Origin of the sequence: Arthrobacter sp. StoSoilB13, from assembly GCF_019977255.1 — a bacterium.
Classification (GTDB): domain Bacteria; phylum Actinomycetota; class Actinomycetes; order Actinomycetales; family Micrococcaceae; genus Arthrobacter.
In genome coordinates this window covers 1,083,342-1,107,963 of record NZ_AP024647.1, presented here as the reverse complement: position 1 = coordinate 1,107,963, position 24,622 = coordinate 1,083,342, and the positions used below count along the sequence as shown (strand labels likewise).

General features: G+C 61.0%; 24 protein-coding genes, 4 tRNA genes and 1 pseudogene. 16 read left to right on the top strand and 13 right to left on the bottom strand.

What is annotated here, in order from left to right:
• Positions 1 to 3 precede the first annotated feature (3 nt).
• The 3 genes from def to orn form a co-directional block, all read right to left on the bottom strand.
• A complete protein-coding gene (gene def / locus LDP01_RS05230; protein WP_224090727.1) occupies positions 4 to 576 on the bottom strand; it encodes a peptide deformylase in 573 nt (190 codons plus the stop codon).
• 137 nt (positions 577 to 713) lie between these two features.
• Positions 714 to 786, bottom strand: a tRNA-His gene (locus LDP01_RS05225).
• 132 nt (positions 787 to 918) lie between these two features.
• Entirely contained in the window at positions 919 to 1,554 is a 636-nt protein-coding gene (orn, locus tag LDP01_RS05220) for an oligoribonuclease (RefSeq protein ID WP_224090726.1), read from the bottom strand.
• Between the two features lie 149 nt (positions 1,555 to 1,703).
• Here orn and mptB point away from each other — a divergent pair, with 149 nt between their 5' ends.
• On the top strand, positions 1,704 to 3,260 hold the full coding sequence (mptB, locus tag LDP01_RS05215) for a polyprenol phosphomannose-dependent alpha 1,6 mannosyltransferase MptB (protein ID WP_224090725.1): 1,557 nt from the start codon (positions 1,704 to 1,706) through the stop codon (positions 3,258 to 3,260).
• A 13-nt stretch (positions 3,261 to 3,273) separates the two neighbouring features.
• Here mptB and LDP01_RS05210 read toward each other — a convergent pair whose 3' ends face one another.
• A complete protein-coding gene (locus LDP01_RS05210; RefSeq protein WP_224090723.1) occupies positions 3,274 to 3,960 on the bottom strand; it encodes a DNA alkylation repair protein in 687 nt (228 codons plus the stop codon).
• 170 nt (positions 3,961 to 4,130) lie between these two features.
• On the opposite strand from LDP01_RS05210, the gene map reads away from it, so the two are divergent.
• On the top strand, positions 4,131 to 4,898 hold the full coding sequence (map, locus tag LDP01_RS05205) for a type I methionyl aminopeptidase (RefSeq protein WP_224090720.1): 768 nt from the start codon (positions 4,131 to 4,133) through the stop codon (positions 4,896 to 4,898).
• Positions 4,899 to 4,917: 19 nt separating this feature from the next.
• Here map and LDP01_RS05200 read toward each other — a convergent pair whose 3' ends face one another.
• Together LDP01_RS05200 and LDP01_RS05195 are read right to left on the bottom strand one after the other, a co-directional pair.
• Positions 4,918 to 5,460, bottom strand: coding sequence for a GNAT family N-acetyltransferase (locus LDP01_RS05200; RefSeq protein ID WP_224090719.1), 543 nt, complete (start codon positions 5,458 to 5,460; stop codon positions 4,918 to 4,920).
• 124 nt (positions 5,461 to 5,584) lie between these two features.
• A complete protein-coding gene (locus LDP01_RS05195) occupies positions 5,585 to 6,142 on the bottom strand; it encodes a single-stranded DNA-binding protein (protein WP_224090718.1) in 558 nt (185 codons plus the stop codon).
• A gap of 220 nt (positions 6,143 to 6,362) precedes the next feature.
• On the opposite strand from LDP01_RS05195, the gene LDP01_RS05190 reads away from it, so the two are divergent.
• Positions 6,363 to 6,435 (top strand) — tRNA-Arg (locus tag LDP01_RS05190).
• 44 nt (positions 6,436 to 6,479) lie between these two features.
• Here LDP01_RS05190 and LDP01_RS05185 read toward each other — a convergent pair.
• Entirely contained in the window at positions 6,480 to 6,842 is a 363-nt protein-coding gene (locus LDP01_RS05185; RefSeq protein WP_263433768.1) for an SRPBCC family protein, read from the bottom strand.
• Between the two features lie 89 nt (positions 6,843 to 6,931).
• Here LDP01_RS05185 and LDP01_RS05180 point away from each other — a divergent pair, with 89 nt between their 5' ends.
• Both LDP01_RS05180 and ettA read left to right on the top strand, forming a co-directional pair.
• A complete protein-coding gene (locus LDP01_RS05180) occupies positions 6,932 to 7,528 on the top strand; it encodes a DUF6993 domain-containing protein (protein WP_224090717.1) in 597 nt (198 codons plus the stop codon).
• A gap of 79 nt (positions 7,529 to 7,607) precedes the next feature.
• Positions 7,608 to 9,291 (top strand): annotated as a pseudogene (ettA, locus tag LDP01_RS05175) (energy-dependent translational throttle protein EttA).
• Positions 9,292 to 9,345: 54 nt separating this feature from the next.
• Here ettA and LDP01_RS05170 read toward each other — a convergent pair.
• Complete coding sequence (locus LDP01_RS05170) at positions 9,346 to 10,251, bottom strand: acyl-CoA thioesterase (RefSeq protein ID WP_224090716.1); 906 nt, start codon at positions 10,249 to 10,251, stop codon at positions 9,346 to 9,348.
• Positions 10,252 to 10,314: 63 nt separating this feature from the next.
• Here LDP01_RS05170 and LDP01_RS05165 point away from each other — a divergent pair, with 63 nt between their 5' ends.
• A complete protein-coding gene (locus LDP01_RS05165) occupies positions 10,315 to 10,986 on the top strand; it encodes a DUF8185 domain-containing protein (protein ID WP_224090715.1) in 672 nt (223 codons plus the stop codon).
• A gap of 12 nt (positions 10,987 to 10,998) precedes the next feature.
• Here the strand turns inward: LDP01_RS05165 and LDP01_RS05160 are convergent, their stop codons facing one another.
• Together LDP01_RS05160 and LDP01_RS05155 are read right to left on the bottom strand one after the other, a co-directional pair.
• Complete coding sequence (locus LDP01_RS05160; RefSeq protein WP_224091042.1) at positions 10,999 to 11,412, bottom strand: globin; 414 nt, start codon at positions 11,410 to 11,412, stop codon at positions 10,999 to 11,001.
• 34 nt (positions 11,413 to 11,446) lie between these two features.
• Positions 11,447 to 12,109, bottom strand: coding sequence for a mechanosensitive ion channel family protein (locus LDP01_RS05155; protein WP_224090714.1), 663 nt, complete (start codon positions 12,107 to 12,109; stop codon positions 11,447 to 11,449).
• Between the two features lie 87 nt (positions 12,110 to 12,196).
• Here LDP01_RS05155 and LDP01_RS05150 point away from each other — a divergent pair, with 87 nt between their 5' ends.
• On the top strand, positions 12,197 to 13,228 hold the full coding sequence (locus LDP01_RS05150; RefSeq protein WP_224090713.1) for an NAD-dependent epimerase/dehydratase family protein: 1,032 nt from the start codon (positions 12,197 to 12,199) through the stop codon (positions 13,226 to 13,228).
• A gap of 14 nt (positions 13,229 to 13,242) precedes the next feature.
• Here LDP01_RS05150 and LDP01_RS05145 read toward each other — a convergent pair whose 3' ends face one another.
• Both LDP01_RS05145 and pepN read right to left on the bottom strand, forming a co-directional pair.
• The gene (locus LDP01_RS05145) at positions 13,243 to 13,722 is read right to left on the bottom strand and encodes an OsmC family protein (RefSeq protein ID WP_224090711.1); all 480 of its coding nucleotides are present in this window, start codon (positions 13,720 to 13,722) and stop codon (positions 13,243 to 13,245) included.
• A 55-nt stretch (positions 13,723 to 13,777) separates the two neighbouring features.
• Positions 13,778 to 16,351 (bottom strand): aminopeptidase N, encoded by a 2,574-nt coding sequence (pepN, locus tag LDP01_RS05140; protein ID WP_224090709.1) that lies wholly within the window; start codon positions 16,349 to 16,351, stop codon positions 13,778 to 13,780.
• Positions 16,352 to 16,483: 132 nt separating this feature from the next.
• On the opposite strand from pepN, the gene LDP01_RS05135 reads away from it, so the two are divergent.
• From LDP01_RS05135 to LDP01_RS05125, 3 genes are all read left to right on the top strand, one after another.
• The gene (locus LDP01_RS05135) at positions 16,484 to 17,494 is read left to right on the top strand and encodes a hypothetical protein (protein ID WP_224090706.1); all 1,011 of its coding nucleotides are present in this window, start codon (positions 16,484 to 16,486) and stop codon (positions 17,492 to 17,494) included.
• A gap of 72 nt (positions 17,495 to 17,566) precedes the next feature.
• Positions 17,567 to 18,049 carry a ribose-5-phosphate isomerase gene (locus LDP01_RS05130; protein ID WP_223933158.1) on the top strand — a complete coding sequence of 161 codons (483 nt, stop codon included), beginning with the start codon at positions 17,567 to 17,569 and terminating at the stop codon, positions 18,047 to 18,049.
• Entirely contained in the window at positions 18,049 to 18,954 is a 906-nt protein-coding gene (locus LDP01_RS05125; RefSeq protein ID WP_224090705.1) for an Fpg/Nei family DNA glycosylase, read from the top strand. Before LDP01_RS05130 ends, LDP01_RS05125 begins: the two co-directional genes overlap by 1 nt.
• 78 nt (positions 18,955 to 19,032) lie before the next feature.
• On the opposite strand, the gene LDP01_RS05120 is transcribed toward LDP01_RS05125, so the two are convergent.
• Positions 19,033 to 19,106: transfer RNA gene (locus LDP01_RS05120), tRNA-Gly, on the bottom strand.
• 150 nt (positions 19,107 to 19,256) lie between these two features.
• On the opposite strand from LDP01_RS05120, the gene LDP01_RS05115 reads away from it, so the two are divergent.
• From LDP01_RS05115 to LDP01_RS05090, 6 genes are all read left to right on the top strand, one after another.
• Positions 19,257 to 19,331 (top strand) — tRNA-Pro (locus LDP01_RS05115).
• A gap of 70 nt (positions 19,332 to 19,401) precedes the next feature.
• Positions 19,402 to 20,784 (top strand): trigger factor, encoded by a 1,383-nt coding sequence (tig, locus tag LDP01_RS05110; protein ID WP_224090703.1) that lies wholly within the window; start codon positions 19,402 to 19,404, stop codon positions 20,782 to 20,784.
• 254 nt (positions 20,785 to 21,038) lie between these two features.
• On the top strand, positions 21,039 to 21,662 hold the full coding sequence (locus LDP01_RS05105) for an ATP-dependent Clp protease proteolytic subunit (RefSeq protein ID WP_275964122.1): 624 nt from the start codon (positions 21,039 to 21,041) through the stop codon (positions 21,660 to 21,662).
• Positions 21,663 to 21,700: 38 nt separating this feature from the next.
• Positions 21,701 to 22,360 carry an ATP-dependent Clp protease proteolytic subunit gene (locus tag LDP01_RS05100; protein WP_216925476.1) on the top strand — a complete coding sequence of 220 codons (660 nt, stop codon included), beginning with the start codon at positions 21,701 to 21,703 and terminating at the stop codon, positions 22,358 to 22,360.
• Positions 22,361 to 22,542: 182 nt separating this feature from the next.
• Positions 22,543 to 23,832 carry an ATP-dependent Clp protease ATP-binding subunit ClpX gene (gene clpX, locus LDP01_RS05095; RefSeq protein ID WP_223933150.1) on the top strand — a complete coding sequence of 430 codons (1,290 nt, stop codon included), beginning with the start codon at positions 22,543 to 22,545 and terminating at the stop codon, positions 23,830 to 23,832.
• 113 nt (positions 23,833 to 23,945) lie between these two features.
• Positions 23,946 to 24,590, top strand: coding sequence for a mycothiol-dependent nitroreductase Rv2466c family protein (locus LDP01_RS05090; RefSeq protein ID WP_527249064.1), 645 nt, complete (start codon positions 23,946 to 23,948; stop codon positions 24,588 to 24,590).
• Positions 24,591 to 24,622: the final 32 nt, after the last annotated feature.

Genomic DNA, 24,622 nt, shown 5'->3' with positions numbered 1-24,622 from the left:
GAATCAGTGTCCGAACGGGTCAGGGTCGACGCCAGGCATCCATGTCAATCCGGGAACGCCCCAACCGTTCTTCTTGGCCTGCTTCATTGCCTTCCTGGCATATCGGTCCACAAGGCGGTTGACGTAAAGCTTGCCGTCCAAATGGTCGTACTCGTGCTGCATGACTCGAGCGAACCAGCCCGTGGCTTCGAAGTCCACAGGATTTCCGTCACCATCAAAGCCTTGGACGCGGGCCCATTCGGCACGCTGCAGAGGGTAGTGCTCTCCGGGGAAGGACAGGCAGCCCTCAATGTGCTCTTCCGGGTCGGGGAGGGCGCCTGAGACCTTTGAGAGGGTCAACACGGGATTGACCAGAACGCCTTGATCAGGGGCGTCGTCGTCGTTCGCGTACTTAAACACAAAGATGCGCTTCCCGACTCCTACCTGGGGTGCGGCGAGGCCTACTCCGTTCGCGGCTTCATTGGTTTCAAACATGTCCGCGATGAGTTTCCGGAGATCGTCATCGAATACTTCGACTTCACTTGCCCGACGATGCAAAACGGGTTCGCCCCAAATGGTCACAGGGAGGACGGTCATCTCAGCTCTTCCTTGGTTGATCGCTGTGTTCCGGAAGCAACCCATGCGACTGCAGCCGGGCCAAAACAAAACAAAGGCCGCACCGGATAACCGGTGCGGCCTTTGTGGAAACCGGCTTTTTGAGCCAATCTCGGCGGGGTGAGCGACGGGGGTTGAACCCGCGACCTCCTGGACCACAACCAGGCGCTCTGCCAACTGAGCTACGCCCACCATGTGCCTTTTTCGGTAAGTCCGTATGACCGGCATTCCGTGAAGGCAACGACAAATAGCTTACCTGCTGTTTTGGGGTGAAAAGTCCACTTTTGCCGGTTTCGACGAAAAAACCTTCAAAAATGGCGCAGATCACATAGTTTCCGTTGAGCCCAGAGTCTCAGCAGTAGCCGTGATGTCCTTGGAGATGCGCTGCGCGGTAGCCGTGTCAGGCCCAGGGGCGGGCACAAAAACGGCCTGCCTGTAGTAACGGAGCTCGTCGATGGAATCCTTGATGTCCCCCAGTGCGCGATGTCCGCCATGCTTGGCCGGCGACTGGAAGTATGCCCGCGGGAACCAGCGGCGCGAGAGTTCCTTGATGGTGCTGACATCGATGACGCGGTAGTGGAGGTGCTCCACAATGTTCGGCATGTCCCTGGCCAGGAACATCCTGTCCGTGCCTACGGAGTTGCCTCCCAGCGGGGCCTTGCGGGGGTCTGGAACCCACTTCTCGATGTACTCAAGCACCTGCGCCTCGGCCTCGGCCATCGTCTTGCCGTGGGGGAGTTCGTCAAGGAGCTTTGAGCGGGTGTGCATGTCTCGAACGAAGTCGTTCATTTGCTCCAGCGCTGCGTCGTCGGGCTTGATGACGACGTCCACGCCATCGCCCAGGATGTTGAGCTCGGAGTCCGTCACGAGCGCCGCAACCTCGATCAGGGCGTCGTTCTTGAGGTCCAGGCCGGTCATTTCGCAGTCAATCCAGACGATGCGTTCATTAGTAATAGGCACGCGCCTAGCCTATCCTTCAGGCGGTTCGAAGTGCTCCGATGGTAGGATTTTTGAGCACGGCAGTGTCCTTTCTTCCTGTCGTGGACAGCCCCCAGAGATTCAGATTTCTGTCCCGGAACGCAACGGGCAAACGATTGGATGAAGACCACATGACGGTGCCTGTACCCGCCGCCCAGAAGGCAGGGAAAGAAGCGCCGCCTGCGGTTGCTGCTGCCATCGAAGTGGATAACGCCAGGTCCCCGCTGATCGCCGGTTTCATTGGTTCGATGTTCCTTGTCTTCGGCTCGCTGGGCGTTGGCTGGCTCGCACCAGTGTCTGAACTTCGACGGCTTCCGCTTTTCATCTGGATGCGTACCGAAGGTGTTGGCGTCGCGCTTTCCATCGTCCTGCTGGCTGTCGGTGGCATGCTGCTTGTCCGGGCTTGGCTGCGCCTGGGGCAGCGTGTCCGGGTCTGGGGACTCCAAGCCCGCAAGGCCACTTTGCAGGCCGTGGTGGCCTGGGGACTGCCCATGATGTTCACTGTCCCGCTGTTCAGCAGGGACGTCTACGCCTACATCGGCCAAGGCAGACTCATGGTTGAGGGAATGAATCCCTACGAGAATGGGATTTCCGCCCTCCCGAACTACTTCCAATTGGGTGCGGACAAGATGTGGACGGAAGCTCCCGTTCCGTACGGTCAGTTCTTCCTTTGGATCGAACAATTTGTTGTTTGGGTGACCAATGTCCAACCTGAGGCCTGCATCATGCTGTTCAGGTTGGTGGCAGTTGCGGGCGTCATACTTTGCATCATTTACGTGCCCAAGCTGGCAGAGCTCCACGGCGTCAATCCACACCGTGCTCTATGGTTGACAGCCGCCAACCCTCTCTTTCTCACCAACTTCATTGCCAGTGTCCACAACGACGCTCTCATGATTGGGCTGGCCCTGGCTGGTCTGTACTACTGCGCCACACGCCGGGTGGTGCTGGGCTTGGTGCTGGTGACACTCTCCATTTCGGTCAAGCCAATCACGGTGGTCTTCCTGCCCTTTATCGGCTTGCTCTGGGCGGGCAAGGGTGCGTCATGGCCGCGCAAGATCCTTTTCTGGTTCCTGACAGCCGCCCTGACCTTCGGCCTCCTGTACGCCATGAGCCTGGTCAACGGGTTTGGGTTTGGATGGGTGAAGGGCCTCTCCGCCCCCGGGAGCGTCTGGATCTGGTATGCACCCATCGGTTTGATCGGCCTGGTTGTCGCCTCGATCTTCAACGTTTTTGGCCTCGATGGCTGGGGCATGGCTAAGTGGGTCTACGACGCCGGCAAGGTGCTGATGGTGGGGGCCATCGCCTGGCAGGTGTTCCGGGGAGAGCACGACCGCCTGATGCGCCGGCTCACGTTGGCCTTTGCGGCGATTGTCCTGCTGGCACCCATGATCCAGTCATGGTACGTGGTGTGGCTGATTCCGCTGTTTGCTGTAACCGGCATCCGCAACGACTGGCAGGTGAAGGCTGTCTACTTCGTGGTGTCGTTCTTCATGGTCTATGCCATCTCGGACCAACTGGATGTGTTCCCCTATCTTCAAAGCGAGGATCTCGGCCTCGCCTTGACCCTGGCGCGGAACGCGGCGGCCATCATCGCTCTTCTGTTTGCCGTTTACCTGATCTTCGTGGATCCGAAGACAAAGAGCCTTTTCCGCAAACGCGACGAACCAGGCCTGCGTCCGATCATCTAAGATTGCGCGGCGCTCAAGGAGAGGGTAGAAGCCGTACTGCCTCGCGTGTGGAGAGCGGGCTGAGGGCCGGGGCATTCTCTGCGGCGAATGCCCTGACCCACTCGGGGTTCGCCTTGCTGTACTCCCGCAAGGCCCAGCCGATGGCCTTGCGGATGAAAAACTCCTTGTCGGCAAGGTTGGGCTTAATAACAGCCGCCAGCAGTCCAGGGTCCGTCCGCGTCTTGGCCGCCAATTGAGCAGTGATGGACGCCCTCCGGATCCACATATCCTCGTCCGTGGACCACTGCAGCAAAAGCGGCGTCATGGTGGACCTATGGGCAAGGAGGAGGGCACAGAGACGATGGGCCACTCCGTCGACAAGGTCCCACCAGGCGCCGGTGCGGATTATTTCCTCATAGACGGGAAGCATGGCAAGGTCTTCCTTGACCATCGGCAAGCCTGTCAATTCAATGGCTGCATACCGTTCTTCGCGGGCTTGGGCATTCCGCCACAAATCACGGACGGCCTCGCGCAGGCTGACGGGTGAAGAGATGGGAAACTGCTTGGCGGCAGCCTTGGCGGTCCTGCGCACCTCAGGCACCCGGATACCCCACGAGGGCATGTCCGACTTCATATACGCCTGGGCTCCGCGAGCACGCTCAGCATCCCCGGCGGTTCGAAGCTTTGAGCGGATGGCCTCAAGCAGGTCCTTGTTCTCCATTCCTCAACTGTATGACCGCGCGTTCTGGGAAGTATCCAACCCGGAAGTCCAGTTTGCTCTTCACCCTATGCAGACGAGCTGCCCCACGTAGAGTGGGACCAAGAGCCAGCGGGCCCCACAATGCCCCCCCAGCAGCGAACCATCCCGCCCGGCATTAGTGGAGGAAACCCATGTCCATGGTGAAGACACCGGATCAGGTCTCGATGATGCGCGAGGCCGGGAGGGTGGTGGCCAACGCCTTGGCGGCGGTCAGGGAGCATGCTGACGTCGGTGTTTCCCTCAAGGACTTGGATGAGGTTGCCAGCAGCCTGATTTCCGACGCCGGGGCTAAGCCGGCCTTCCTTGATTACCACCCCCGGTGGGCAGCTGTCCCGTTTCCCGGGGTGATCTGTGCCAGTGTCAATGACGCGGTGGTGCATGGAATCCCAAATGGCTACGTCCTCCAGGACGGGGACCTCCTCAGTGTGGATTGCGGTGCCTTCCTTGAAGGCTGGTGTGGAGATGCTGCCATCAGCTTCATCGTGGGGACGGCAGATCCGGTGGACCAGGCGCTGATCGATGCAACGGACGCTGCACTCGCCCGGGGTATCGAAGCTGCCCGTGTGGGCAACAAGATGGGCGACCTCGCCTATGCGATAGGCGGCGAGGCCAAGCGTGCTGGATACGGATTATTGGCCGATCATGGCGGCCACGGTATCGGCCGGACAATGCACGCCGAGCCGCCCGTCCCCAACATCGGCAGACCGGGCAGGGGTATCAAACTTCAAGAGGGGTTGGTCATTGCCATCGAACCAATGCTCATCCTGGGCGGCAAGGATGACTACTATCACGATGAAGACGAGTGGACTCTGCGTTCAGCCAGCGGAAACAAGGCCGCCCATAGTGAGCACACCGTCGCTGTCACAGCTGATGGACCAATGATCCTCACGCTGCCGTAGCTGCCGCGATGACAGCTGGCTAAGCGGGCTGCCCGTGGAGGCGAACCACGGCGCGCCCGGGAAGGGGAGTTGAAACCACCGAGAACCCGCCTTCAATGAACAGCGAAACTGTGCCGTGATACAAGTCGGACGGCCCGGCCTTTGGACGAAGGCTGGTATCGACGGGGTATGCCTCAAGGGTCGTAGCCCCGTTATTGAATGCGTGGTCAACGGCTGCCCGGAGTAACGTCGCTGCAACACCTGAGCGCCGATGACTCGGTGAAACCACAAAGCAGCTCACCGACCAAAGGGTCCCAACGTCAACGGGCGGGAGGTCTGCCGCCCGAAGAAGCTGCGACCGTTCTATGCGGGGATAGTTTGCCCGCGGTTCCACAGCGCACCAGCCCACCGCCTGACCACCCCGGAATGCCAGCACCCCCGGCCCAGGGTCCTCGTTGAAACGTGCCCGCAGGAGTTCCTTGAGTTCGCTGGGTGCCGCAGACCTGAACTCCTTGCCGGGGAGGGCGAACCAGCGGCACCAGCACCGGGACGGCTCGCCCTTGACCCCGAACAATTCCTCCACGGCCCTCCCAGGATGCCGGAGCTGTCTCCAATCGGGGAGCTGCTGCGTCGAATGCCATGGACCCAGAATATTCTCCAGTGCGGGGCTGGTCCCACCAGTTTCATCGCGGTCCCCGATGCGGAGTTCAAGCCCCGGCACCCACCAACTCACCTGTAGTGGTGTTTACCACCATCGGACCGGCACCGTCAGGACCATCGACGTCGACGGTTTCCGTCTCGTCCTCCGGGGGCGCTTGTTCGTTGTCGCCGGCCTCCCACTCAATCCCCGGATCTCCAGGCTTCCCGGCTGTCTCGCCGGACGGGTTTGAGTCAGCGGAAGCCGACGTCCCGTTCATCCGGGTGAAGTTCGCAGAACCCCACATGAGATCGTGCCCGACCGATTCTGCGTCGATTTCTGCCACGTGGTAGATCCTGCCCTCGTGTTCCCACTGCCTCAGGCGTAACTTTCCGATGACGATGACGCGTTGACCCTTCTTCACGCTGCAGCCGACGTGCCCGGCCAAGTAGCGAAAGGATTGCACCGTGTACCAGTTGGTGTTGCCGTCCACCCATGTATTGCTGGTGCGGTCGTAGCGCCGTTCAGTTGTCCCAAGGCGAAATGAAGCAGTGGACGTTCCGCGTGTAGTGGTGGAACTCTTGACTTCCGAGGCTACAAAGCCGCGAAGAGTAATGGTGTCGTTCATGGTGGTCCTTCTCGATATAGGAAAGTGCCCGTCCGGCCCTCTTAGCCTCATCCATGCAAACCAGATAGGGGAGTACGGTCTTGGCCTATGTGAATAAGTCCGGCTCGTAAGGTTGTTGTGGAGGAAAAGTGTCGGTGGGCGTGGGCTGGCAGGCCGCGGTCCGAATGCACTGTAAACTCTTTGTGGCGCCAGCGGCTTAGGCTTGTATTGGCGCTTGTGCGCCCCAGTAGCTCAGGGGATAGAGCAGCGGCCTTCTAATCCGCCGGTCGGGGGTTCGATTCCCTCCTGGGGCACAAGAAATCCCCCGGAACCTGCAGGGTTCCGGGGGATTGATTCTTTAACTGCGTGGCTCGTTGGGCTGTGACTCGAGAAATTCCTTGAGATTCTGAAGAACCATGCGCCACGTCGCTGCGGAATGCTCCACTTCTTCTTCGCTCTTGTTGTTGCCTTGCGTAATGGTTACGGATGTTCCTTCGTCCGCATCGGCCAGGCGATATTCCACCGTGTGGTAGTTTTCGGGGGAATCGGGAAGTCCCGATGAAGGACTGTAGTGCGTGGTTTTCAGGAGCTGCAAGGGTTCGAAAGCCAGGATGGTGCCCTTGTCCTCGTATGCCTTGCCGTTGTACTCGCCGGAGTAGGTGATGGGATCCTCTACCCGCCAGGTCGTTTCGACATTGGTTCCGAGGAAGTATTCCTTGATGAGGCCAGGATCCGTCAGGGCCTCCCATACCTGCTCGCGCGGGGGCCGCTACGGTGATCGACGCCTCGGCGTTGGGGATATTTGCTTCCATGGGCTTCTCCTTCCCGCGGCCGCCGATTCCGGCGCGCCACCACCTGGCCCACGCTACGCCCGCGGGACGTCCATGGGAATGGCAGAATGGCTATGTGATGAGCAGGGGAACCAGGGTGGAGCAGCCGGGCCATGAAAGCAACTTTCAGCTGAACGGTAAGGCCGTCGGGACCTTTCTGGTCATTATTGCTGCGCTGGCACTGTCAGCATGTACCGCGCCGTCGCCCGAAAGGCCCATGGCCGGCATCACCTCTTCAAGTCCGGCCGCGCAACAGCCCGGCAGCGGAACGACTATGGACCCTGCTGTAGTGGCCACGAGCACGACTGTGGAGGCAACGCTGAAAAAGATCGTGTCCGCCAGCCCCAAGCCGGATACGGAATCCGTTCGGGCAGCCCTGGTTTCGGCAGGCATTCCCAAAGCCAACGTGGAAGTGTCCGTCAGCCGGACGCCCACAGGTCTTGATGTCGATGCGCTGGAAGCTGCGGCGCTGGCAGGCGATAGTTGTGTCATGGGCCAGATCCGGGACGGAGGCGTCGTGATGAGCGTGCTGCCAGTACTTGCCACGGGGAAATGCTTCGTGGGCAGCGTTCGCTAGCAGCACTGCCTGGAGCTGAGGGCAGTGTTCGACAACACCGAATGTGAGATCTGTCCGCCTACCCACTAGATTTAAGGGCATGGCGGAATTCATTTACACGATGACCAAGGCTCGCAAGGCCGTTGGCGACAAACTTATTTTGGACGATGTCAGCATGTCGTTCTACCCTGGCGCAAAGATTGGCGTCGTGGGCCCGAATGGTGCTGGCAAGTCCACCATCCTGAAGATCATGGCCGGGCTGGACACCCCTTCAAACGGCGAGGCCCGCCTGAGCCCCGGTTACACCGTGGGCATCCTCTTGCAGGAACCGCCGCTGAATGAGGAAAAGACCGTCCTTGGCAACGTCCAGGAAGGCGTTGGCGAGATCTACGGCAAGATCCAGCGTTTCAACGAGATCTCCGAAGAGATGGCGAACCCGGATGCGGACTACGACACTCTCCTGGATGAGATGGGAAAGCTGCAGGAAGCCATTGACGCTGCCGATGCCTGGGATATTGATTCCCAGCTCGAACAGGCCATGGACGCATTGCGCTGCCCGCCCGCTGATTCCGATGTCACGGTCCTCTCTGGTGGTGAACGCCGCCGCGTAGCGCTGTGCAAGCTTCTCCTCCAGAAGCCGGACCTCCTGCTCCTTGACGAGCCCACCAACCACTTGGACGCCGAGAGCGTCCTTTGGCTCGAGCAGCACCTCTCCCAGTACCCCGGTGCGGTCCTTGCCGTGACCCACGACCGCTACTTCCTGGACCACGTGGCTGAGTGGATCGCAGAAGTCGACCGCGGCCACCTCTACCCGTACGAGGGTAACTACTCCACCTACCTGGAGAAGAAGAAGGCCCGCCTTGAGGTCCAGGGCAAGAAGGACGCAAAGCTGTCCAAGCGCCTCACCGAGGAACTTGAATGGGTGCGCTCCAATGCCAAGGGCCGCCAGACCAAGTCCAAGGCCCCGTTTGGCCCGCTATGAAGAAATGGCTGCGGAGGCCGAGCGCACCCGCAAGTTGGACTTCGAAGAGATCCAGATTCCGCCGGGTCCGCGCCTGGGCTCGGTGGTGATCGAGGCCAAGAACCTGAAGAAGGGGTTCGACGACCGCGTCCTGATCGAAGACCTCTCCTTCTCGTTGCCCCGCAACGGCATCGTTGGCGTTATTGGACCCAACGGTGTGGGTAAGTCCACCTTGTTCAAGACCATCGTCGGCATGGAGCCCCTGGACGACGGTGAGCTCAAGATCGGCGAGTCCGTAAAGATCTCCTACGTGGACCAGTCCCGTGGCGGCATCGATCCCAATAAGTCTCTCTGGGAAGTTGTTTCCGAAGGCCATGACTACATCCAGGTCGGCCAAGTGGAAATGCCTTCGCGTGCCTACGTTTCGGCCTTCGGCTTCAAGGGCCCGGACCAGCAAAAGAAGGCTGGCGTCCTCTCCGGTGGTGAGCGTAACCGTCTTAACCTTGCGTTGACGCTTAAGCAGGGTGGCAACCTTTTGCTCCTCGACGAGCCCACCAACGACCTCGACGTCGAAACCCTGAGCAGCCTGGAAAATGCCCTGCTCGAGTTCCCGGGCTGTGCCGTGGTGGTCTCCCACGACCGTTGGTTCCTGGACAGGGTAGCAACCCACATCCTCGCCTATGAAGGTGACGACGAGAACCCGTCCAAGTGGTACTGGTTCGAAGGTAACTTCGACTCCTACGAGGAGAACAAGGTGGAGCGCCTTGGCGCTGATGCGGCCAAGCCGCACCGTGTGACGCACCGCCGTCTGACCCGCGACTAACGGGTCGTCACAGGCACAAAATGAGGCCGGTCCCAACAGGGACCGGCCTCATTGCTATGGAATCCTGACCATGCCCTCCTGTGCCACGGTCGCAACGTGCAGGCCTTCGCGGTTGAATATCCGCCCGGTAGCCAAGCCGCGGGCCCCTTGCGCGCTGGGGGACTCCTGAACGTACAGCATCCACTCGTCCACCCGGACCGGCCGGTGCCACCACATGGCGTGATCGAGGCTGGCGACGCTCATGCCCGGCGTCATCCAGGCGAGGCCGTGTTTGCGGAGGACGGGTTCCAACAGGGTGTAGTCGCTGGCGTACGCCAAGGCGGCCAAGTGCAGTTTGGGGTCGTCGGGCAAGGGGCCCATCGTCTTCATCCAGACGGCATTGGTGGCCACGTGCTCGCTTGGCGGTGACACGTAAAGTGCGGGGTCGATGTGACGGACGTCGAACGGCCGCTCCGAGGACATATGCCGTGCCAACGGGTGGTCGAATTGAGCCAGCAACTCAGCCGTACTGGGCAACGACTCGGGTTCCGGCATGCCTTCGGGCATTGTCGCTTGATGATCCAGGCCTTCATCTTCAACCTGGAACGAGGCAATCATGGAAAGGATCGGCACACCGTCCTGATAAGCATGAACGCGCCGTGCCGAGAAGGACCGACCGTCACGCAGCCGTTCCACACCGAACGTGATGGGCTTATTGGCGTCGCCGGGCCGCAGGAAATAGCCGTGCATGGAGTGCGCCACCCGGTCAGGTTCCACGGTTCGCATGCCAGCCATCATGGATTGGGCCAGGACCTGGCCGCCGAAGACACGATGCCGGGGCTGTTTTTGGGAAGGTCCAAGGAAAATGTCCTCATTGGTCCGGGCTCCGTCGAAGTCACCAAGGTCCAACAGGCCAATGAGGACTTCCGTCGGATCTTCTGCGGGTGCCTCAACCTTGAGGCCGGCGTTCGTGTCTGTCATGGTTCGACTCTAGACGGCGCCCGGACCCCTCTCAACCGCGGACATGCCGGTAGAGTCGATGCTGTGACAGACCTCTTGACCCAGTCCTTCCGCTTTGCCGATCCGCGCGACCTCGTTGACCTGCGGACCTACGTCACGCGTGCCAAGAGCATCGATGACGGCGCCATCCGCCTGCAGGCCGCAGGCCAGGTATTGGCCGCGTACGTGTGTGTACTCAGGCCACGCATCCTGGGTGAATCAACTCCCACAATCCTTGGGTTACGGACCATGGCGCTTGCAGAACCTGCCCAAGCCGATGTCACTGTGACGCTCGCCTCCGTCATGGACCGTCTTGCCCGCTCGGGTGCCGACGACGTCGAGTTGCCCATTCCGCCGTCGACGGTTTCGGAGTCATGGGCCGGCGTCGGCGCGCCCAGGAGCGGTTGGGCAGTCCTGGGGACGGTGCTCGACGCCGATCTGAAGTCAGCCGCGGAAGCCGGCATTGCCGAGGTGGCTGGCGTTGTGCCCACTGCCGCTGGCGCTGCCGTTGTGAATACGGCCCGGGCCGCCGTGTGGGGAAGGGAACTCCCCGGACTCAGTGACCTGCCGGCGGGTGCAGCCTTTGCTGCCTTCGCCTTGGGATTCCTGGGCGGGGGCGAGCAGCAGTTGTTCCGCAACGGACGCTGGTTCCGCTTAAGTGGTCCTCGTGGCCATGTCCTGGTTCGCACGGGCGCAGGCTTGGGTCCCGGGTTCTAGGCCCAGCCGACCTCAGACGGCCGAGGGGCTGTTCACCATGGTCAGGGCAGCGCGTTCCATGTAGTCCCAAAGGGTTCCCTCGTGAAGAGGCGACAACCCCAGCGAGCCCACTGCTGTCCGCATATGGAAGAGCCAGCGGTCCTTCGCTTCGGGCGTGACGCGGAACGGCATGTGGCGCATCCGCAGGCGCGGATGGCCGCGCTCCTCGCTGTAAGTAGTGGGACCGCCCCAATACTGCTCCAGGAACATGAGGAAGCGCCGTTTGGCCGGTTCCAAGTCCTCTTCGGGGTACATGGGCCGCAGGAGCGGATCCTGCGCAACGCCGTCGTAGAAGACGTCGATCAGCTTCACGAAAGTATCGTGCCCGCCCACGGCCGCGTAAAAGCTGTCCGTGTAGGCAGGCTGGCTGAAGGGATCGTTCTGCATCAGCTGGCGTCGCTGACCAGCCTGGGGGTTCGTTTCACTCACTGGCCTTCTCCTCAGCCTTCTGGGCAGCATCATTGTCGTCGGTTTCCGGCGACTCCAGCGGAACGTAGTCTCCCTGCGAGCGGTTGCCCACGCGCAGGATTTCGCCGTTTCGCAGATACCAGATGGCTCCGTCCTCAGCGCGGACCCGCGTAATGCGCAGGCCCACTGATTCAACGGTACCAATCACTTCGCTGGTAACGATCACATCGCCTATTCCGTACTGGTCTTCGATGGTGATGAAGATCCCGGCGAGGAAGTCACGGATCAGCTGCTGTGCACCGAAACCGATGGCGACACCCAGTATTCCCACGCTTGTCAGCAGGGGCGCGACGTCCACGTTCATGAACTTGAGGACGTAGATGATCACGATCACCACGACCACGACGCTCACGAGGCTTGTCAGCAAAGTGCCGATGGTTTCGGCGCGCTGTGACCGGCGTTCGTGATCCAGTGCGCGGATTGCCGGTTGCACCCATTTGAAGTGGGGTTTCTTGAAGAAGGAGCTGCCGGCGGATACCCGCCGTGTGATGCGCAGGATGATGAACCGCGCCACGATCCACACCAGCAGGCCCACGCCTAAAGTGATGAGGATCGAAACGAAGTCTATTTTCTCCGGTTCAATGGTGATGGTTTCCGCCAAGGGGATGGAGGTCAAGGTGGAATAACTCCTTGTCGTCGGCCCGTGTTCGCCGGGCGCGGAACACTCTGTCCACTTCCAACCCTATCGCCGTAGCGTGACGGTATGCGCATCCTGGTCCTTGGCGGTACCGCCTTCCTGTCAGCTGAAATCGCAAAGCAGGCGCTTGCCTTGGGGCACGACGTCACGTGTCTGGCCCGTGGCACCCAGGCGAACCCGCCCGACGGCGTGGCCTGGGTCCGTGGCGACCGCGCCTTGGGTAGTGCAGCCTATGGGGACGTGAACAGCAGCTGGGATGCGGTTGTCGAGGTTTCCAGGGACCCTGTTCAAGCGCGGGATGCCCTTGAAGCGTTGGGACCCCATGCGGGCCATTGGACCTTCGTGTCCAGTTGCTCGGTGTATGCGGATCATTCGGTTCGTGGCGCTGACGAGAACGCGACGCTTCTTGAACCGTTGCCTGAAGGACAATCAGGCACTCCGGAAACCTATGGTGAATCGAAGTCTGCGATTGAGCAGATGACGCTGGCTTTGGTTGGGCACAAAGCCCACATTGTGCGGGCCGGGCTGATCGGAGGACCAGGGGACGGCTCCGACCGTTACGGTTATTGGCCTGCGCGCTTTGCAGCCAATACGGAGCCGGTTCTCGTGCCGAACATTCCCGACGACGCCACCCAGATCATCGACGTCCGTGACCTCGCCGGATGGATCATCCAAGGGGCAGGGATGGGCCTGACGGGCACGTACAACGCGTTGGGAGATGTAGTTCCGTTCAGTGAGTACATTTCGGAATCCAGCCGCGCGGCGCTGGGCCAGGAGAGTCAGCCCGGCACGGAGCGGCGGCTTCCATGGAGCGAAATTGTCCAGGCCGACGAAGACTGGCTGGTCGGGCAAGGCGTCGAGTACTGGTCCGGGCCGGACTCACTTCCTCTCTGGTTGCCAGCGGACCACGACGGTTTCCAATCGCGAAGCAATCAAGCAGCGAAGGCGCTCGGGATGACGTTGCGCCCGTGGCAGGAGACCCTCCGGGGCGCTCTGGACTATGAGCGAAGCCTGGGCTTGGAAAGGGAGCGCAAGGCAGGCTTAAGCCGTGAAACCGAACGCAGGCTGGTAGGACTCCTGCGGAAGCAACAGAGCTAAGGGGGCTTACAGCGTCAGGCCGCTGCCGCCGTCGTGATTGGCTCGTGCAACACCGGGAAATTGACGCTGCGGGCTATGAAACAGACCTGATTGGCTTCGTGGTGAAGTTGCGCCATCAAGGCCGAATGAGCCGGATCCGCGATAGTGACGTGCGGCTTCAGAGTCACGCTCTCGAATTGACCGCTGCCGTCACGATTTAGCTTCATGGTGCCCTCGGCGTTGTCCTCGTAGCCGGTAACAACAACCCCATGTTTTACCGCCACGTGCAGGAAGGAGAGCATGTGGCATTGCGACAGGGCAGCAAGCAGGAGTTGCTCGGGGTTGTAGCGCGTGCGGTCGCCGTGGAACGTTGGATCTGCGGAACCTTTGAGGATGGGCAGCCCGGGAATTTCTATGTCATGATCCCGCGAGTACCCTCTGTAGCTTTCCGTACCCGCGCCCAGATTTCCAGTCCAGCGGACGGTCAATGCATAGTGGTGTTCGTTGAGGCCCATGCGGACAGTTTAGCCATCTGCCAAACAGCGCCGGCACAGGCCCCCAACGGACTGCTTAGGCGTCCACGTCCACGTCCGCTGCCCGGGCACGGAGCGCCCGCGCCACGGCGTCCCGGTTTTCCAGCATCATGCGGCGCAGGGCGGCACTCTCCTCTGGAAGAGCTGCAAGGAATTCGTCCGTCCGGTCCACCGTGGCCTGGGTTGTTAGCTGCGCCGGGTACAGGCCCACGACAATCTGCTGGGCCAACGCGTGCGTGCGTTCTTTGACAATCCCGGGGACCGCTTCAAAGTACTTCTCAGCGTAAGGCTCCAGCAGGGTGGTGTCCGGCACCCGCATGAAGCCGGCCACTGCGGAGGCTTGCAGGGCGTTGGAGAGTTCGCCCTTGACCACGATGGAATCCCACGCTGCAGCTTTGGCCTCCGCTGTGGGAATGGCGGCCTTGGCCTGTGCCGCTGCATTTTGGCCGGTGGAGGTGTTGTCGCGGGCGAGTTCCTGGTCGATGCGCTCCTGGCCCTGCCTGCCGCCGGCCACCAAAGCGGTTAGCAGTTCCCAGCGCATGTCCTGGTCAACGGTTAGGCCCTCAAGAGTGTCGGTCCCGTCCAGCAGTGCCTGGATACGGTCCAGCTGATCTGCGCTGCGTGCAAGTTGCGCATAGGACTTCACGAACTGCAACTGCGCATCCGAGCCGGCTTCCACCGCAGACGCGAGCTCCCACAGCTTATCGGCGGCAGCGATCGTTGCCTCCAGTTTGTGCCCGGCCGCCACATAGTAGGTCAGCGTCGTGGCAAGCTGCCGCAGCTGAACGAGGATCACAGAGGAGTCTGTTTCCTCCGCGATGTTCGCCAGTATCAGTTCGACGTAGCCGCGCGCAGGAGTTTCTCCGTCCCGTGCCGCATCCCATGCGGAGCCCCAGACCAGTGTGCGGGGCAAGCTGGCGGCAAAATCCTTGAGATGCGCTTTCGCTGTGGCCAGCGAGTGGGCGTCCAGTCGTACTTTGGCATAGGCGAGATCATCATCATTGAGCAGGATGAGGTCCGGGCGTGTGAGGCCTGCCAAGGCGGGGACTTCGGTCCGGGGACCCTCGACGTCGAGCTCCTCGCGGTGCGTCCGCTCCAGCTTGCCCTCTTCGGTGAGGTTGTAGAAGCCCACCGCGAGGCGATGGGGACGAAGCGTTGGTTGTTCGTCGATCGCGGACTGCAGGATGTTGAACGCGGTGATGGTGCCGTCCTGCTCCACGTCCACCTCGGGAGCCAGGGTGTTCACGCCGGCGGTTTCGAGCCAGAGCTTGCCCCACACGTCCAGGTCACGGCCGCTTGCGGCTTCGAGTTCCACCATGAGGTCAGCCAGTTCGGTGTTCTTCCAAGCGTGCTTGGCGAAGTACGTGCGCACCCCTGACATGAACTGTTCCGGTCCAACCCAGGCAACCAACTGCCGCAGCACGGAGGCGCCCTTGGCGTAGGTGATGCCGTCGAAATTGACCTCTACGTCTTCCAGGTTGTTGATTTCCGCGAAGATCGGGTGCGTGGTGGGCAGTTGATCCTGACGGTATGCCCACGATTTCTCAACGGAGGCGAAGGTCGTCCAAGCCCTGTCGAAGGCCGTGTTTTCCACAGCGGCCAGGTGGGACATGTACTCGGCGAAGGACTCGTTGAGCCAGAGGTCGTTCCACCAGCGCATGGTCACCAGGTCCCCGAACCACATGTGCGCGAGTTCGTGCAGGACCGTGATGGCCCGGCGCTCGATCTGTGCGCCGGCGACCTTGCCGCGGAAGATGTAGCCTTCCAGGATTGTCACCGCGCCGGCGTTTTCCATTGCCCCGGCATTGAATTCGGGGACGAACAGCTGATCGTACTTTTCAAACGGGTAGGGGCAGCCAAACTGTGCCTCGAAGAATTCAAAGCCCTGGCGGGTCAGTTCGAAGATGTTGTCCGCATCCAGGTACTGCATCAAGGATTTGCGCGCGAAGACGCCCAACGGAATGACCCTGCCGTCCGAACTTGTCACCTCGGAACGGACGGACTGGTACGGTCCGGCTATCAGGGCGGTGACATACGAGGACAGACGCGGAGTGGGAGCGAATTCCCACACGGACCTGGCTCCACCGTCCTCGCCTGCATCAGTTTCAACCGGTACCGGGGTGGGGGAGTTGGAGACGACGTCCCAGTGTGAGGGAGCAGTGACGCGGAACGTGAAGCTGGCCTTCAGGTCCGGCTGCTCGAAGACAGCGAACATCCGCCGGGAATCCGGAACCTCGAACTGGGTGTAGAGGTAGACCTCCCCATCCACCGGATCCACGAAACGATGGAGGCCCTCACCTGTGTTCATGTAGCGCGCATCGGCGACGACTATGAGTTCATTCTCGTCGGCAAGGTTTGGAAGTTGGATGCGGACGCCATCGGATACCTCGGCGGGATCCAGTTCGGTGCCGTTCAGGGTAACGCTGTAAACGCTCTCGGTCACGGCGTCGATAAACGTCGAGGCTCCAGCCTTTGCCGAGAACTTCACCACGGTGGTGGATCCGAACACCGTGGCGCCCTTGGTCAGATCCAGGGTGACGTTGTAGGACTCGACATTGAGTATTTCAGCGCGCTGCGCGGCTTCGTCGCGCGTCAGGTTAAGGCCTGGCAAGTGGTGCCTCCAGAGGTTGGGGTGTCCGGCCGGGGCAGGTCCGGTCGATGGTGTGAAGCCATTCTTTCACTCCAAGCGCCGATGGCAAGGAGGTGCCCCCACAGTGTCGCCGGCACGGAGTAGCGTTGGAGCATGGGAACGTTCAGGGAGTCTCTTGATATCCGCGCACTCAGGTTTGCACTCGCCTTTCCGTTGCTGCTGGCCATAGGTTTCGTTGTGTGCGCACAGATGGTGCGAAACGATCTTCCCGATCCGGTAGCAGTGATGTGGAACGCCGACGGCGGCAGTGCCTTCGCTCCTTTCGGCGCCTATGTAACCGGCGGCGCAGCCCTGATCACCTTTTTCGGTTGGGTCGCGTTCCTCCAGGCCGTGCCGCTGTCCCGGCCGGTGATCATGCGCAGGGTCATGATGGGCCTTGGCCTCATGGTGAGCCTCTTCGTGACAACAGTGCTGGCTGCCGGATTGGTAGGGCAATCGGGGCTGGGGGACGCCCGCGCTTCCCACGTTGATCCGATCGTCCTCGCCATGGGCAGTGGAGCGGCGGTGTCGTTGGGAGTCGTCCTCATGTTCGCATTCAAACCCGATCCCCGGTGGACGCGGGAGGACGACGAAGCCCTTGAAGCCGCACGCCTGTACGTCACAGACCCGGACCTCGCGCGGGATACGCTGCGCATGTGGGTCCATGCCCGCAGTTCAGTTTTCATCATGATCATCGTGTCCACGCTGTTTCCAGCCGCGCTGATCGCGATAGCCGTCCCATGGCTGGGAGCCTTGTTGGCCGCGGCGGCGTTGGTTGGTGCCGGCTTCCTCTTCGCCCGCGTCCGGGCGGACAGGGGAGGGCTGCAGGTCTTCGCAGGTGGCATCGTGCCGGTCCTGACCGTTCCCGCCGTCGACATCGCGGCAGCAGCTCCGGCTGAAGTGAAAGCGGCAGACTTTGGCGGATGGGGTTGGCGGCATCATGACGATGCAACGGCGATGCTGGTCAGCAGCGGACCGGCCGTCGTCGTAAGGAAACTTAATGGAGGCAGGGTTGCGCTCAGTGCAGGGACTCCGGCAACAGCGGACGAACTCGCCGGCATCCTGAACCGGGCTGCCGAGCGGGCCCACCACGGCGGGCAGCCCCAGCAACCCGGGGCGCGGTAACCTAGGTAGCGCATCCCACACCGCCGCGCCCGGCAAGTGCCGTACCGGCGCGCCAGAAAGAATGGACTTCCTGTGACTACACCCCGCGTCCACATCGCCACCGACCACGCCGGCATGGAACTCAGCGCCCACCTGGTCAGCCACCTCACCGCAAAGGGTTATGAGGTTGTGGACCACGGACCCAAGGAATATGACGCTCTGGATGACTACCCGTCCTTCTGCATCAACGCAGGAGTTGCAGTGGTGGCTGACCAGCAAGCAGGCGTGCATGCGCTGGGCATCGTCCTGGGTGGTTCGGGCAATGGTGAACAAATTGCCGCCAACAAGGTCAAGGGTGTGCGTGCCGCGCTGGCCTGGAACCTCTCTACGGCCAAGCTCGCCCGCGAGCACAACGACGCCAACGTAGTGGCCGTTGGTGGCCGCCAGCATACGGTGGAAGAAGCAACCGAACTCATTGAGGCCTTCCTCCAGGAACCTTTCAGCAATGACGAGCGCCACATCCGCCGTATCGGCAAGATTGCGGCTTACGAGACCACCGGCGAGATCGTCGAGTAGTGCCTGAGGGGCACTCCGTCCATAGGCTGGCCCGCCAATTCCAGGACGTGTTTGGCGGCCGGCGCTTGGAGGTTTCGAGTCCGCAGGGCCGATTCACGGCCGGTGCGGAGCTTCTGAGCGGAAATGTGATGGTTGAATCTGTTGCGCACGGAAAGCAGCTGTTCCTGAGGTTCGACCACGATCTATTCCTCCACGTTCACCTTGGTCTTTATGGTGCCTGGAGCTTTGGCGGCGATAGCTCCTTCTCGGGAGCCTCCAGCATTGGCGCGCCTCGCCGGATCGGTGAGCGCGAGACTGCCTCATCCGGTGCAGAGGGGGAGTCCGGTGCCGGGGTGGACTACGCAGGGCCTCCCGCCCCGGTGGGTGCCGTCCGCGCGCGCCTGGTGTCGGACAACGGCTGGGCCGATCTTCGTGGAGCCACCACTTGCGCCGCTGTTACGTCCCATGAAGCAGAAGCTGTACTGGGCCGCCTGGGCCCTGATCCGCTGCGTAACCGGCCGGGGGACCGGGACGAGTTCATCCGCCGGTTGCGACGCCGCAAGACGGCCGTGGCCATGCTGTTGATGGATCAATCGGTGCTGGCGGGGGTTGGAAATATTTACCGCGCCGAGGTCCTCTTTCGTCAGGCGGTGGATCCATGGACTCCTGGGAACAAGATTGACGCTGCGACGGCCGGCAGGTTGTGGGATGACGCCGTCCTTGCCATGTCCGACGGCGTACGCGACGGCCGGATTGTCACCACGCCGCCGGCGCTATGGAGTGGCAACGGCACCTCAGCGCCCGACGCCGATGCCCACTTTGTCTATAAGCGCGAAGGGCAGCCCTGCCGCGCTTGCGGGACGCTGGTAGGCATGGCCGAAATCGGCGCCCGCAAACTGTATTGGTGCCCTGGCTGCCAGTTGTAACAGCGCCTGCCTGTTGTAACAGCGCTTGCCTGTTGTAACAACAAAAAAGCCCCAATCCGAAGATTGGGGCTTTTTTACTGGAGGGGACGACGGGAATCGAACCCGCGTAATCAGTTTGGAAGACTGAGGCTTTACCATTAAGCTACGTCCCCGGGCGGGTCTCCTGCTGGATCCTTGTATGGATCTCTTGCTCAGGACATCTTCCCGGTGGCTGTTGAAGCCGGGTACAACTAAACCTAATTCCGGCGGCGGTGTCAAATGTGCATTCCGGGCCCGCTTGCCCGTAGACTGTCCTGTGCATTCGGGGTGTAGCTCAGCTTGGCTAGAGCGCCTGCTTTGGGAGCAGGAAGTCGCAGGTTCAAATCCTGTCACCCCGACTCTGTGTTTCGTGTCCGCCTCAGGGATGCGGCAGAACCCCATACCCACAAATTCAGGAGTACTTAGACTGTGAAGAGCGCTGTCGAGAACCTCACCCCCACGCGGGTCAAGCTCAACGTTGAGGTTCCCTTTGAGGAACTGAAGCCGAGCATCGATGCCGCTTACAAGACTGTTGCTTCGCAGATCCAGGTCCCCGGATTCCGCAAGGGCAAGGTTCCTTCCAAGCTGATCGACCAGCGCGTTGGCCGTGGCTATGTCCTGGAAACCGCCATCAACGATGGCCTCAACGGCTGGTACCAGGCTGCTGTCCAGGAAACGGGTGTTCGTCCCCTGAGCCGTCCTGAAGTTGAGATCACCGAGGTTCCGGACCCGTCCGCAACCGATGGCGAGCTTAAGTTCCAGGTGGAAATTGATGTTCGGCCCGAGATCGAGCTGCCGGACTATGCAGGCATCAAGGTTGAGGTTGCTGCGGCTGAATCCTCCGCTGAAGACGTCGACAAGGCCCTGGATGAACTGCGTGGCCGCTTCGGCACGCTGAAGTCCGTGGAGCGTCCCGCCCGGAACGAGGACTTCCTCACGATCGACATCACCGCCACTATCGATGGTGAAGAAATCGACTCGGCCTCCGGCTTGTCCTACCAGGTGGGCGCCGGCACCATGCTTGAGGGCCTGGACGAGGCCGTGACCGGTCTGTCCGCAGACGAAGAAGCAATCTTCGACACCACGCTCGTTGGCGGCGACCACGCCGGCGAAGCAGCCCAGGTGAAGGTTGTTGTCAAGGCCGTCAAGGAGCGCGAGCTCCCTGAAGCCAACGACGACTTCGCACAGCTGGCTTCGGAATTCGACACCCTTGCTGAGCTCCGCGAGGACCTCGCCAAGCAGGCTGCCGATTCCAAGGTTGTCGGACAGGGCGTTGAGGCCCGCGACAAGGTCCTGGACAAGCTCGTAGAGCTCGTCGAGGTCCCCGTTCCGGCTTCGGTTGTCGAAGAGCAGATTGAGGCTCACTTCAACCCGGAGAACGCCCACGGCGAAGGTGACCACGACACCGAGGAGCACCGCGCCGAGGTCAAGGCAAACACTGAGCGCGCCTTCCAGAACGAGGTCATCCTTGACGCCATTGCGGACAAGGAAGAAGTTGACGTCAGCCAGAACGAGCTGATCGACTACATCGTCAGCACCGCAAGCCAGTACGGTATGGACCCCAACCAGTTCGCCCAGATCATCGATCAGAGCGGCCAGGTCCCCATGATGGTTTCCGAAGTACGCCGCCGCAAGGCACTGGCCGTTGTGCTGGGCCAGGCCGAGGTCGTTGACTCCGAAGGCAACAAGGTTGACCTGAGCGATTTTGTCCGCCCTGCGGGCGAAGTTGCTGCTGATGAGGCAGCAACCGCCGAAGCCGGCGAGGAAGCGGATGTTGTCGCCAGCGATGACCCCGCAGCCGTGAAGTTCTAGTCAATAGCGCATCAACCGACCCCGGATCAGTGATCCGGGGTCGGTTTGTTTTAAGCCCTGAACGGACAAGCCCGCATACAATCAGCGTGCTGGATCTGCGGGCCCGCTCCAATCGTGCGCCGTCAGCGAACAGCGCGATTCCGGCGAACAAATCGTCCCTGAAAACGGTTAGTGTCCAAGTAGTGAAGTTCAGTGAGGTCACTGGCACCAGCGAGAGGTAAGTACTTATGTCACAGCAATCAGAGGCTCCCCGGATGGCAACTGTCGATCCCGCAGCCCAGGACAACTACATCTACAACCGCCTGCTGAAAGAGCGCATCATCTGGCTTGGCTCTGAGGTCCGTGACGAGAACGCCAACGCCATCTGCTCCCAGCTGCTCCTCCTCTCGGCTGAAGACCCCGAGAAGGACATTTACCTTTACATCAACTCACCCGGTGGCTCCGTGACCGCCGGCATGGCCATCTACGACACCATGCAGTTCATCCCCAACGATGTTGTCACTGTTGCCACCGGCCTGGCTGCCTCCATGGGGCAGTTCCTGCTCTCCTCCGGAACCAAGGGCAAGCGTTACGCCACCCCTAACGCCCGTATTCTCATGCACCAGCCGTCCGGTGGTATCGGTGGCACTGCTTCGGATATCAAAATCCAGGCCGAGCTCATCCTGCACATGAAGAAGGTCATGGCGGAACTCACCGCAGAACAGACCGGCCAGACTGTGGAGACCATCCTCAAGGACAACGACCGCGACAAGTGGTTCACGGCCACGGAGGCTCTGGAGTACGGCTTCTTCGACAAGATCTCGGCTCACGCAGGCTCGGTAGCTGGTGGCGGTGGAACGGCCAACCAGTCGAACTCCGAGCCAGGCTCCGAAAACTAACCGGCACCAAAGAACCACTGAAACCCAGGAGTAATGACATGAACTACAACTTCGGATGGTCTGCCGGTAATCTCCCAACCAGCCGCTACGTCCTGCCCCAGTTCGAAGAGCGCACACCGTACGGCTTCAAGCGCCAGGATCCGTACACCAAGCTGTTCGAGGACCGCATCATCTTCCTCGGCGTCCAGGTTGACGACGCTTCTGCCGATGACATCATGGCCCAGCTGCTTGTTCTTGAGTCCACGGATCCGGACCGCGACATCACGTTGTACATCAACTCGCCAGGTGGATCGTTCACGGCCATGACGGCGATCTATGACACCATGCAGTACATTCGTCCGGAGATCCAGACGGTATGCCTGGGCCAGGCAGCCAGCGCGGCTGCTGTCCTGCTTGCAGCGGGAACACCCGGCAAGCGGCTGGCACTGCCGAACGCACGCGTGCTGATCCACCAGCCGGCGTTGTCCGGCGGCCAGGGCGGCCAGGCATCCGACCTCGAGATCCAGGCTGCTGAAGTCATGCGCATGCGTACATGGCTTGAAGACACGCTGGCACACCACTCGGGCCGTACCTCCGAGCAGGTCAACAATGACATCGAGCGCGACAAGATCCTGACCGCGGCCGAGGCCATGAGCTACGGTCTGATCGACCAGGTCCTGGACTCCCGCAAGATCAAGCCCCAGGCAATCGCCAGGTAGCATACGGAAAACGACGCCGGTGCGGTTCGCGAAATATGGACCGCACCGGCGTTCTGTTTCCACCCAAGCAGCCCATTGTGACCTAGAGTGGATGTTGTCACGGTGGTGCCAACCCCGGCCAGGCTGCACACTTGAGTACGGCACGGAGCCGCATCACCCGCATGTAACGAAGGGATTCCCACATGGCTCGGATTGGCGAGAGCACGGACCTGCTGAAGTGTTCTTTCTGCGGAAAGAGCCAGAAGCAGGTACGGAAGCTGATTGCCGGGCCCGGTGTGTACATCTGCGATGAGTGCATCGAGCTTTGCAACGAGATCATCGAAGAAGAACTTGCGGAAGTTTCGGACCTTGGCAGTTTTGAACTCCCCAAGCCCCGGGAGATCTTCGATTTCCTGCAGGAATACGTCATCGGCCAGGAGCCTGCCAAACGGTCGTTGGCAGTTGCCGTCTACAACCACTACAAGCGGATCCAGGCCGGTCATGCTCCCAAGGCCGGGAGCCTTGGTGAGGGTCCGCATCACGAGGATGTGGAGATCGCCAAATCCAACATCCTGCTGATCGGTCCAACTGGCTGTGGCAAGACGTATCTGGCGCAAACGCTCGCCCGCAGGCTCAATGTCCCGTTCGCCGTGGCCGATGCAACCGCACTCACGGAGGCTGGCTATGTGGGCGAGGATGTCGAAAACATACTGCTCAAGCTCATCCAGGCCGCTGATTACGACGTCAAGAAAGCCGAACAAGGCATCATTTACATTGACGAGATCGACAAAATCTCCCGCAAGAGCGAGAACCCCTCGATCACCCGGGACGTGTCGGGCGAGGGAGTCCAGCAGGCCCTGCTGAAGATCCTCGAAGGCACAGTAGCCTCCGTCCCGCCGCAGGGTGGACGTAAGCATCCGCACCAGGAATTCATCCAGATCGACACCACCAACGTGCTCTTCATCGTGGCAGGTGCATTTGCCGGCCTTGAGGACATCATTGGTTCGCGGTCAGGGCGCAAGGGCATCGGCTTTGGAGCGCCACTGAACGAAGTCCGGGACAACGTGGACACTTACGGTGAAGTCATGCCGGAAGACCTGCTGAAGTTCGGACTCATTCCGGAGTTCATTGGCCGCCTGCCAGTGATCACCACCGTCTCGAATCTGGACCGTCCTGCGTTGATCCAGATCCTTTCCACGCCCAAGAATGCCCTGGTGAAGCAATACCAGAAGATGTTCCAGCTGGATGGTGTAGACCTGCAATTCGACGACGACGCTTTGGATGCCATCGCTGACCAGGCTCTTGAGCGTGGAACCGGCGCCCGTGGCCTGAGAGCCATCATGGAAGAAGTCTTGCTGCCCGTCATGTTTGATCTGCCAAGCAGGGATGACATCGCAACTGTCGTCATCACCGCTGATGTGGTGGACAACAAGGCCCAGCCCACCATGATTGGCCACGACGTCGTAGCGAAGCGCCGGAATAAGTCGGCCTAGCCACCCGTTGGCCTAGTAAGCGGCGGTTTCATTCATTCCGCGTCGCTTGATGCCCGCTTTTTACTCTTCCAAGGAGTTTCCCTGTGCCTGAAATGAACGTGCCTGAACTGACTGTGCCTGAACCGAGCCTGCCCGAACAGAACCTGCCAGAGCAGCCCGTCAATAAAGCCGATTTCTGGTTCGATCCTGTTTGCCCCTTCGCATGGATCACATCGCGCTGGATCGGCGAGGTGGAGCAAGTGCGGGGAATTGAGACCGAATGGCACGTCATGAGCTTGTCCGTCCTCAATGAGGGCCGTGACCTTCCCGGGGATTACAGGGCGATGATGGACGACAGCTGGGGTCCTGTCCGCGTGATCATTGCTGCCCAGGAGCTCCATGGCAGCAGGTACATCAAACCCTTGTACGACGCCATGGGGGAACAGTTCCACCACGAAGGCAACAAGGACCGTAGTTCCGTGATCCAGAAAGCGCTGGCAGAAGTAGGCCTTCCTGCTGAGCTGGCCCGCTTCGCGGACTCAGGGGAGTACGACACCGAATTGCGGGCCAGCCACGAGGCCGGCATCTCCCTGGTGGGCCAGGATGTGGGAACGCCCGTGGTGGCTGTAAATGGCACGGCCTTCTTCGGCCCGGTCCTCACCCGGATTCCGAGGGGCGAAGAAGCGGGGCAACTTTGGGATGCCACGGTAACCCTTGCCGGCTACCCGCACTTCTTCGAAATCAAGCGCAGCCGCACGGAAAGCCCTGAATTCAACTAGGAAAGCCCGAGTTCAACCAGGAAGCCCAGGGT